Source organism: Streptomyces colwelliae (assembly GCF_048158785.1).
GTDB lineage: Bacteria > Actinomycetota > Actinomycetes > Streptomycetales > Streptomycetaceae > Streptomyces.
Genome location: NZ_JBLTJC010000393.1, coordinates 1 through 9,345 on the forward strand (window position 1 = coordinate 1; position 9,345 = coordinate 9,345).

Here is a 9,345-nt window from a genome sequence, read left to right on the forward strand (position 1 = left end):
GGGGACGTCGCCCGCGAGGCGGATGCGTTCGCGGCCGACCGTTTCGTTGTCGCTGAGGTTCACCTCGGGCACCGCGGACAACAGCGCGTGGGTGTACGGGTGCCGGCGGTTCCTGGGAGTACGACTTCAGGTAGCTCACCACTGTGTTGAGCACCGCGACCAAGGGCACCGCCACCACCGCCCCGCCGATCCCGGCGACCATCCCGCCCGCGGCGACCGAGAGGACCACCGCGAGGGGGTGCACCCGGACCGCGCGGCCCAGGATGAACGGCTGGAGGACGTGGCCCTCGATCTGCTGGACCGCGAGGACCACCGCCAGGGTCATCAGGGCCGTGAACACGCCCTGGGTGACCAGCGCGACGACGACCGCCAGCGCGCCGGACGCCACCGCGCCCACCAGCGGGATGAACGAGAACAGGAAGATGAAGACGGCCAGCGGTACGGCCATCGGCACGCCGAGGAAGTAGATGCCGACGCCGATGCAGACCGCGTCGATGAACGCCACTATCACCGTGCCGCGGACATAGGCCGTCAGCGTGCGCCACGCGCGCGGACCCGCGCCCGCCATCGCCGGCCGCGCCGCCGCGGGCACCAGCTTCAGCGACCACTGCCAGATGCGCGGGCCGTCGTAGAGGAGGAAGAGGGTCGAGAAGACCGTCAGGAGGATGCCGGTCAGGGCCTCGACGATGACCTGGACGCCCTCCAGGCCGGCCGAGGTGATCTGGTCGGTGTTGGCGCCGATGGCCTCGCGGAGGTTCTTCGCGATCTGGTTGATCTGCTTCTCGGTGACGTGGAACGGGCCCTTGAGCAGCCAGTTGCGCAGGTCGTCGACGCCGTTCTGGACCTGGTCGGAGAGGTTGTCGATGTTCGCCATGACCTGCCAGGTCACGAACCAGCCGATCAGCCCCATCACCACGAAGCCGAGTATCGCGGTGAGCGCCGTGGCGACCCCGCGCGGAAAGCCGTAGCGGATGAGGCGGGTGACCGTCGGCTGGAGCAGGGCCGTGATGAGGAGGGCCGCGACGAAGGCCAGGACCACCAGTTGGACGGCGCTGATGACGCGCATCAGGACCCAGACCGTGCCGGCGAGGATCAGCAGCCGCCAGCCCGCCTCGGCGGCGACGCGCACACCCCAGGGCACGGCGAGGGCCGGCTCGGGGCGGTCGCGGGCGATGACGACGGGTACCGGTACGGGCTGCGGGGGTCGGGGGTCGTCGGCGGGCGGTTCGGGCGCGGCCTCGGCGTCTTCCTTCGCCACCTCGGCGCGGCGCTCGTCCAACCGCTCCCCCATCTCGCTCAGTCCGGCGCCGACCTTGCCGAGCCATCCTGGTACTCGCGACATGATGCGTCCTCTTCCCCCGTCTTGCCCCACTACTCCCCCCTGGAGTCGCTGCGTGTCCGACCGTACAGGGCGAAGGCCCCTCCCCCTATGACGGGGAGGGGCCTCGTGAGGTTGAGCGGCCCGGGACGGGCGTACGACCTAGTACCAGTTGTTCGCCTGCCAGAACGACCAGGCCTCGCACGGGCTGCCGTAGCGGCTGTCCATGTAGTTGAGGCCCCACTTGATCTGGGTGGCCGGGTTCGTCTGCCAGTCGGAACCGACGGACGACATCTTGGAACCGGGCAGGGCCTGGAAGAGGCCGTAGGCGCCGGAAGAGGCGTTGACCGCGCGGTAGTTCCAGCTGGACTCGTGGTCCACGATGTTGCTGAAGCACTGGTACTGGCCGCTGGGCACCATGGAGGCGGCCATCGACTGGATCTGCGCGACCGTGTAGGAGCTCTGCACGGGGAAGCTCGACGAGGAACTGCCGGCCTTGGCGGCCGCGGCCTTCGCCGCTGCCTTCTCCTTGGCCAGCTTCTCCGCCTTCTCCGCGGCCGCCTTCTTGGCGACGGCGGTCTTGGCGGCGGCCAGGCGGGCCGACTCCTCCGCGTCCTTCTTGGCGCTGGCGTCGGCCTGGATCGCCTGAGCGTCGGCCTGCTGCGTCAAGGAGGCGGTCTGCACCTGGGCCTGCTGGCCCGTGGGGATGTCCGCCAGGAGCGTGGTGTCGGCTGCCGTCGTCTCGGCGTCATTGTTCTGCGCCTGTGCGACGCTGCCCGAGGCAACGCCTACGACGCTTCCGACGGCGGTGACCGCGGTGGCCGAAGCCACTGCGAATCCCCGGACCGAAATCCGGCTCACACGGTTTCCTTCCAGCATCGCCCGCTTCGGTGACCCTGGCGGACGCAATCGTGCCCCTGAACGCTGGCCTCCCAACTGCGGGGTCACGGGAGGCACGGGCCCGGTGGGCAACTCCCGCTCGGGGAGCGCCGCGTGAAGAGCGGGCGGCATACGACTTCGCTGTGGAGTTAGCTGTGATGCCTCTGTGGTGCGTACCGCTGGGGGTACACGTGTGTCGTATGCGGGGCCTGACAGGAATGAGACTCTGCCGTAACCGGACGCCGGGTGGCAATTCTGAGTTGCGTGTGAAAGCTCACATCCCGTTTGCCCCACGGGATTTCGAGAAACAGCGAGACGCGAAAGCGCCGCCCCGCTAAGCTCATCGGCTTCGCGGGACGGCGCCAACTGGCCTGTACTACCTCAGATTTGGCCGTCCTCCAGCATTTCGGTCACAAGCGCCGCGATCTGGGACCTCTCGGACCGCGTCAGGGTCACATGCGCGAAGAGCGGATGACCCTTCAGCTTCTCCACCACGGCGACGACACCGTCGTAGCGGCCGACCCTGAGGTTGTCCCGCTGGGCCACGTCGTGGGTGAGGACCACCCGCGAGTTGGCGCCGATCCGGGACAGGACGGTCAGCAGGACGTTCCGCTCCAGGGACTGCGCCTCGTCCACGATCACGAACGCGTCGTGCAGCGAGCGGCCGCGGATGTGGGTGAGTGGCAGGACCTCCAGCATCCCGCGGGCGGTGACCTCCTCGATGACCTCGCGGCTGGTGACCGCGGACAGCGTGTCGAAGACCGCCTGGGCCCAGGGGCCCATCTTGTCGGCCTCGGAGCCGGGCAGATAGCCCAACTCCTGTCCGCCCACCGCGTACAGCGGCCGGAAGACCATCACCTTCTTGTGCTGGCGGCGCTCCAGGACCGCCTCCAGGCCCGCGCAGAGCGCGAGCGCGGACTTGCCGGTGCCGGCCCGGCCTCCCATCGACAGGATCCCGATGTCCGGGTCGAGCAGCAGATCCAGCGCGATGCGCTGCTCCGCGCTGCGGCCCTTGATGCCGAACGCCTCCCGGTCGCCGCGCACGAGGCGGACGTTGCCGTCGGCCGTGACCCGGCCGAGCGCCTTGCCGCGCTCGGACTGGATGGTGAGACCGGTGTGGACGGGGAAGTCGGCGGCTTCCGGGACGTAGACGCGGCCCTCCTCGAAGAGGATGTCCACCTGTTCGCCCGGCAGGGTCAGTTCGGACATTCCGGTCCAGCCGGAGGAGCCCGTGATGGCGAGCTCCGCGCGGTACTCCTCGGCGAGGAGTCCGACGGAGGATGCCTTGATCCTGAGCGGAAGGTCCTTCGACACGACAGTGACGTCGTACCCCTCGGCCTGCAGGTTGCGGGCGACCGCGAGGATGCGGGAGTCGTTGTCCCCCAGGCGATAGCCGCTGGGCAGCACGCTGGGGTCCGAGTGGTTGAGCTCGACCCGGACCGTTCCGCCGAGTTCCCCGATCGGGATGGGGGCGTCGAGGCGACCGTGCCGGACGCGGAACTCGTCCAGCAGGCGCAGGGCCTGCCGGGCGAAGTAGCCGAGTTCGGGATGGTGCCGCTTGGCCTCCAGCTCTGTGACCACGACGATCGGCAGCACGACTTCGTGCTCGTCGAAGCGGTTCAGTGCGTTCGGGTCGGCCAGCAGAACGCTGGTGTCGATGACATAAGTGCGCCGGTCAGGCAGACGGCGCTTTGTGCTGGTCACCACGGAAGGACGTACCCCCTCGGAAGAGGTCGGGGAGCGACGGAGAGGAGCTGGACCGGTCCAGGCCGCGATGCGCGGGCCGGAGACCGGCCCTCCGTCTCGCCCGTACTGACCGCACGGTCGAACTGGTGCAAAGGGCCTCCCGGGCGGACGGCCCCGTGCCGTCCGCTGAGATACGACACCCGTGGTTCGGGCGTCGACCTGCTTGGCTTATGCCCTCGAACATGCGCCGCCATGCCACGGCATATGACGGCGCCCTGGTGAACTCCTTGTTACTTACGTCCCAAGGGGGGTGGTACCGGGGTTCTGTCCATCATTCGCCGTAGTGGCCCGATCATTCTCCGCCACGGCCCGTCACGCGCCGTAGCGGCCTCTTCATCCGCCGTAACGCCGGTGTCGCGCCGCGTAGTCACGCATCGCGCGCAGGAAGTCGACCTTGCGGAAGGCCGGCCAGAAGACTTCACAGAAGTAGTACTCGGAGTGGGCCGTCTGCCAGAGCATGAATCCGGACAGCCGCTGTTCGCCGCTCGTGCGGATCACCAGATCGGGGTCGGGCTGGGCACCCGTATAGAGGTGCTTGCCGATGAGGTCGACGTCCACGTGCTCGGCGAGCTCCTCCATCGAGGTGCCCTTGTCGGCGGCGTCCAGGATCATCGAGCGGACCGCGTCGGCGATCTCCTGGCGGCCGCCGTAGCCGATGGCGCAGTTGACGAGTATCCCGTCGACGTGCGCGGTGGACTCCTCCGCCTCCTTGAGGACGGACTGCATCCCCGGCGGCAGCAGGTCGAGGGTGCCGACGTGGTGCACGCGCCAACGGCCGTCCGCGGCGAGGGAACTGACGACGTTCTCGATGATGCCGAGCAGGGGGCCGAGTTCGTCCTGGGGGCGGTCGAAGTTGTCCGTCGACAGCAGCCACAGGGTGACGACCTCGACGTCCGTCTCGCTGCACCAGCCGAGGAACTCCTCGATCTTGTCGCCGCCGGCCTGGTGTCCCTGGACGGTGGTGGAGCCGGCGGCCTTCGCCCAGCGCCGGTTGCCGTCCATGATGACGCCGACGTGCTTGGGCACCGACGCGTGGTCGAGATGGCCTCCCACCCTGCGTGCGTAGAACCTGACCAGCAGGCGGCGCAGGGTGTCGCGCACGTTCACGTGTTGTCAGCCCCTCCGTGGATGGCAGTCCCCGGCTGCGAAGCCTACCCCCGCTGTGACACCGATTCCCCAAGGGGTGTCTGGGCTCATCCCGGTTCGGCACGAAGGTCGGACCCGAGCGGGACGCGGGTCGGACGCGGTTCGTCCTTGAGGTCGCCCCCCGGGCTCGTCGTCGGCGGGCGCGAGGGCCGGCACCGCGGGGCACAAAAAATCGGGCCGGTCCGTGGGGGGGATACGGACCGGCCCGAGGGGGGGTTTCCACCATAACCCTTCGTAAGTGATGCTGCGTGCATCGGCGTGCCACAACTACTCTCCGAAACCGGCCGACAACGCGTCCGGGGGTGCGGAAGCCCCGATTCCGGCCCTGATCATGGCTGATTCACAGCGGATTCCAAGGAGAACGTGGAGATTTTCCACCGACCCCCGGCGTGTCGCTCTCAGGGGTGACGCCGTCAGCGAACGTCCGCTTGACGGGGCAGGGCACCGCGCGGCCCCCTCCACCGCACGGTGCCGACCGCGCAGCTTTGCTCACGCGAATTACCTTGGTCCGAACCTACGTGAGGTGGCGGGCGGGATGCGAGTCGATCTCGATAACGATGTGGAAAACCCGTGTACGTATGGGGGACGTGAGGTGACGTGATTCCGCCCGGGCGTGGCTGCCCGCGATCCCGGACGCACCGAGCGGGAACGGCACGCGGTGAGGGGTACCGAGGACGGGCGGGGCGGGCCCGGACCCTCGTACGGCGACAGCCACGGGACTGCCGCGGGACTACGGCCGCACTACCGCGGGACTACGGCCGCACGGGCGCGCGGGATTTGGCCAATCGGCGCGCGGCGCCGGGAGTTCGGGCTGTCACGTGAGCGGCTTGCGGATGTCGAAGAGGTGGCGGGTGCTGTGGGTCACGAACGGGCCCGTGGTCTCGATCTGCTCGTGCAGGGCGCGGAGTTGGGGCTCGTAGGCCTCGACCGTGAAGTCCGGGACCATCCAGATCACCTTGCGGAGGAAGTGGACGACGGCCGCGATGTCGTAGAACTCCATGCGCAGTCGCTCGGCGCGCAGCTCGACGATCTCGAGCCCCGCCTCCTCGGCGCCGGCCCGTTCGCCTTCGGGATCTCGGGCGCCGCTCACGGACTCCGGCTGGGGGCCGAGGAAGCGCTCGACGAGTTCGAAGGCGCTGCGGGGGCCGACGTGTTGGGCGAAGTACGTGCCGCCGGGGCGCAGGACGCGGGCGATCTCCGGCCAGTTGGCGCGGACCGGGTGGCGGCTCAGGACGAGGTCGAAGGCGGCGTCGGCGAAGGGCAGCGGGGCGTCCTCGGCCGCGGCGACCACCACGACACCGCGCGAGCGGAGCAGTTCGGTGGCCTTGGCGACGTTCGGCGGCCAGCCCTCGGTGGCGGCGACGAGCATCGGGGGCTGCGCGGCGGCCCGGCTCAGGGCGAAGTCGAAGACCTCCCCGCCCCCGGTCTGGACGTCCAGGGCGGTGGTCGCGCGCGAGAGGCGGTCCCCGGCGGAACGCGCGTACCCCCACGAGGGGCGCGCCTCGGTGGCCCGGCCCTCGAACCAGGAGAAGTCCCAGCCCTCGGTGGGGACGGCGACGCCCTCCGCGACGAGGTCCTCGAAGCTGCCCGTGCTGCTCCCGCTGTTGTCCATGGGGCGATGGTGGCAGGGCGTTGTCAGTGGGCGCTGCTAATTTCCGAAGCATGGCCGACGACGGAGACACGGACGCGCTGTACCACCGCGATGAGAAGGCGATGCTGCACGCGAGCCTGGACCGGGTCCGGGACGCGGTGCTGTGGAAGCTGGACGGACTGGACGAGGAGCAGGCCAGACGCCCGATGACACCCTCGGGCACGAGTCTGCTGGGGCTGGTGAAGCATCTGGCGTCGGTGGAGTACGGCTATTTCGTGGAGAGTTACGGCCGCGAGGTGGAGCCGCTGTGGTTCGACCCGTACCAGGACGAGGACATGCGTGCGAGCCCGGACGAGACGACGGAACAGATCGTCGCCTTCTACGGCCGTGCCCGCGCCGCCGCCGACCGCACGATCGCGGAGCTGCCGCTGGACGCGGTCGGCCGGCCGCCGTGGCGCAAGCACTCTGTGTCCCTGCGCTGGGTGCTGGTGGATCTGATCGAGGAGACGGCGAGACACGCGGGGCACATGGACATCGTGCGGGAACTCATCGACGGGGCGGCCGGGGATCACCGGCCGTCGTAGCCGACAGATCGTGGTCGTCAGGGGACGAGCGCCCTGACCTCCTCCGCCGCGAAGCGTACGAAGGCCTCAGGGTCGGGTTCGTCGCCGGTGGGCTGGAGGATGACCGTGTCGGCGCCGGCCTCCGCGAGGCGCTGGACGGCCTTCGCCACGGCGCCCGCGTCACCGGCGACACCGAGGTCGGGGACCGACTCCAGTCCTTCCTCGGCGAGTTCGGCGCGCAGTCGGGCGGCGGCGTCGGGACCGGTGGCGGTGAGGAGATAGACGACGACCTTGTGCGGCTCGGTGCGGCCGGCCGACTCCCGTCCCTCGTCGATGAGTTGACGGGCCCGTCGTACGCCGTCCGGTGCGGTGCTCGCGGTGAGGATCGTGCCGTCGGCCGCCGCGCCGGAGAGGCGGAGGGTGCGGGGGCCGGTGGCGCCGGCGAGGATCTCGACGGGACTCTCCGGCGGCCAGTCGAGGCCGACGTCGTCGAGCTTGACGTACCGCCCGTCGGTCGTGAGGCGCTCCCCGCGCAACAGGGCGCGCAGCGCGTCGAGATGCTCGCGCAGCAGGGTCACCGGGGACTCGACGCGGGCGCCGACCTGCCCCATCCAGTCCTGTACGCCGTGCCCGACGCCGATGATCGCGCGTCCCGGGAACAGCCGGTCCAGCGTGGCGACCTCCATCGCGGTGATGGCGACGTTCCGCAAGGGCACCGGCAACAGCCCTACCCCGACCCGCACTTGCTCGCTCCACGCGAGTGCGGCGGCCGCTGCCGAGATCCCGCCCTCCCGGAAGCAGTCCTCCCACAGCCAGAGCTCTTCGAGCCCGGCGGCATCGGCGAGTCGGACGACCTCTCGCAGCCGCTCGGGGGGAAGTTGGGGACGGAATACAGCGCCGAGTCCGGTCATGGGTTCTTCCTACCTGGCGGGAGCATGGTGGACAACAGCTTTACGAGTGGCTGGAGTTGGGGTCGGGGTTGAGGTCGGCGCGCTCGTACCGCAGGAGTACGACCCCGTTGCCGAAGGTGCGTGACTCGGTGAGGCGGAGCGGGGTGCGGGTGTCGGAGACGGGGAACATCGGTGTGCCGCGGCCGAGGACGATCGGGTTGACGTACACCTTGATCTCGTCGACGAGGCCGAGGCGCAGGAAGGTCGCGGCGAGGTCGGCGCCGCCGAGGCCCAGGTCGCCGCCGGGCTGCTCCTTGAGGGCCAGCACCTCCTCGGGGACGACCTCGGACACGATGGTCGTGTTCCAGTCGGCGGGGCCGCTGGGCAGGGTCCGCGAGTACACGATCTTCGGCATGTCCCGCCAGATGCGGGCGAACTCGGCGATGACCGCCGGGGCGTCGGGGTCCGCGTCGGCGGTGGGCCAGTAGTCGGCCATCAGTTCGTGGGTGACGCGGCCGTCGACGAAGGCGCCCATGTGCTTGAGGGTGTCGTTCATGTGCTGGTGGAGTTCCTCGTCGACCATGTGCCAGTCGATGTCGTGGTCGGGGCCCTCCATGTAGCCGTCGAGGGACACGGACATCATCAGGCTGATCTTCCGCACGGGTGCACCACCTCGTTCGCAGTCGGCCCCCCGGGCCGGGTACCGGGTTCACCACCGTCTCACGCCACCGCGAACGCCCCCAGCACCACACCGGTGAACGCTCCCCCGAGCATGAACGGCCCCAGCGGGATCGCCGTCTTACGGCTCGCCCGGCGCAGGGCGACCATGCCGAGGCCGTAGACCGCTCCGTACAGAACCCCCGCGAAGGCGCCCGTGACGAGGACCGGCCAGCCGTACCAGCCGAGGGCCGTGCCGAGGCCGAGGGCGAGTTTCACGTCGCCGAGGCCCATGCCGGAGGGGTTGATGAGGTACAGCACCAAGTACCCGGCGCCGAGGGCGAGTCCGCCGAACAGGGCGGTGGGCCAGGAGCCGGCGTCGGCGGGGAGCGCGGCCGCGATGCCGAGGAGGGCGAGGGTGGCCGCGGCGAGGAGCGAGGTGATGGCCAGAAGCCGGTGGCCGCGCTCCTTCACACGCAGCGCCATCTCCACGATCACCTTGTTCACCCCGGAGTTGGAGATGATCACGAAGAGATCCGCGGGACAGCAGATGAC

9 protein-coding genes are annotated in these 9,345 nt (G+C 69.8%); 1 reads left to right on the plus strand and 8 read right to left on the minus strand.

Translation table 11 applies throughout. The features are described 5' to 3' along the window. From ACNFOC_RS45170 to ACNFOC_RS45190, 5 genes are all read right to left on the minus strand, one after another. A partial coding sequence (locus tag ACNFOC_RS45170) for an AI-2E family transporter (protein ID WP_416964817.1) occupies positions 1 to 1,342 on the minus strand: 1,342 nt, incomplete at its 3' end. Between the two features lie 138 nt (positions 1,343 to 1,480). Beyond that, positions 1,481 to 2,179 carry an aggregation-promoting factor C-terminal-like domain-containing protein gene (locus tag ACNFOC_RS45175; RefSeq protein ID WP_521986635.1) on the minus strand — a complete coding sequence of 233 codons (699 nt, stop codon included), beginning with the start codon at positions 2,177 to 2,179 and terminating at the stop codon, positions 1,481 to 1,483. A 399-nt stretch (positions 2,180 to 2,578) separates the two neighbouring features. After that, positions 2,579 to 3,904: an RNA 5'-3' helicase PhoH2 gene (phoH2, locus tag ACNFOC_RS45180; RefSeq protein ID WP_416964819.1), complete on the minus strand. Its 1,326-nt coding sequence runs from the start codon at positions 3,902 to 3,904 to the stop codon at positions 2,579 to 2,581. Positions 3,905 to 4,276: 372 nt separating this feature from the next. Next, complete coding sequence (locus ACNFOC_RS45185; RefSeq protein WP_416964820.1) at positions 4,277 to 5,050, minus strand: isoprenyl transferase; 774 nt, start codon at positions 5,048 to 5,050, stop codon at positions 4,277 to 4,279. Positions 5,051 to 5,903: 853 nt separating this feature from the next. After that, positions 5,904 to 6,701, minus strand: a complete 798-nt coding sequence (locus ACNFOC_RS45190) for a class I SAM-dependent methyltransferase (protein ID WP_416964821.1) — start codon at positions 6,699 to 6,701, stop codon at positions 5,904 to 5,906. Between the two features lie 50 nt (positions 6,702 to 6,751). On the opposite strand from ACNFOC_RS45190, the gene ACNFOC_RS45195 reads away from it, so the two are divergent. Next, on the plus strand, positions 6,752 to 7,264 hold the full coding sequence (locus ACNFOC_RS45195; protein ID WP_416964822.1) for a DinB family protein: 513 nt from the start codon (positions 6,752 to 6,754) through the stop codon (positions 7,262 to 7,264). A 17-nt stretch (positions 7,265 to 7,281) separates the two neighbouring features. On the opposite strand, the gene ACNFOC_RS45200 is transcribed toward ACNFOC_RS45195, so the two are convergent. The 3 genes from ACNFOC_RS45200 to ACNFOC_RS45210 all read right to left on the minus strand — a co-directional run. Then, entirely contained in the window at positions 7,282 to 8,154 is an 873-nt protein-coding gene (locus tag ACNFOC_RS45200) for an LLM class flavin-dependent oxidoreductase (protein ID WP_416964823.1), read from the minus strand. Between the two features lie 40 nt (positions 8,155 to 8,194). Further along, entirely contained in the window at positions 8,195 to 8,794 is a 600-nt protein-coding gene (locus ACNFOC_RS45205; protein ID WP_416964824.1) for a dihydrofolate reductase family protein, read from the minus strand. A gap of 59 nt (positions 8,795 to 8,853) precedes the next feature. Next, positions 8,854 to 9,345: SIS domain-containing protein (locus ACNFOC_RS45210; protein WP_416964825.1), on the minus strand; the 492-nt coding region annotated here is incomplete at its 5' end.

Coding starts and splice junctions, on each gene's coding strand:
- ACNFOC_RS45190 (WP_416964821.1), bottom strand. CDS start 6,701: ATGGACAACAGCGGGAGCAGCACGGGCAGCTTCGAGGACCTCGTCGCG.
- ACNFOC_RS45195 (WP_416964822.1), top strand. CDS start 6,752: ATGGCCGACGACGGAGACACGGACGCGCTGTACCACCGCGATGAGAAG.
- ACNFOC_RS45200 (WP_416964823.1), bottom strand. CDS start 8,154: ATGACCGGACTCGGCGCTGTATTCCGTCCCCAACTTCCCCCCGAGCGG.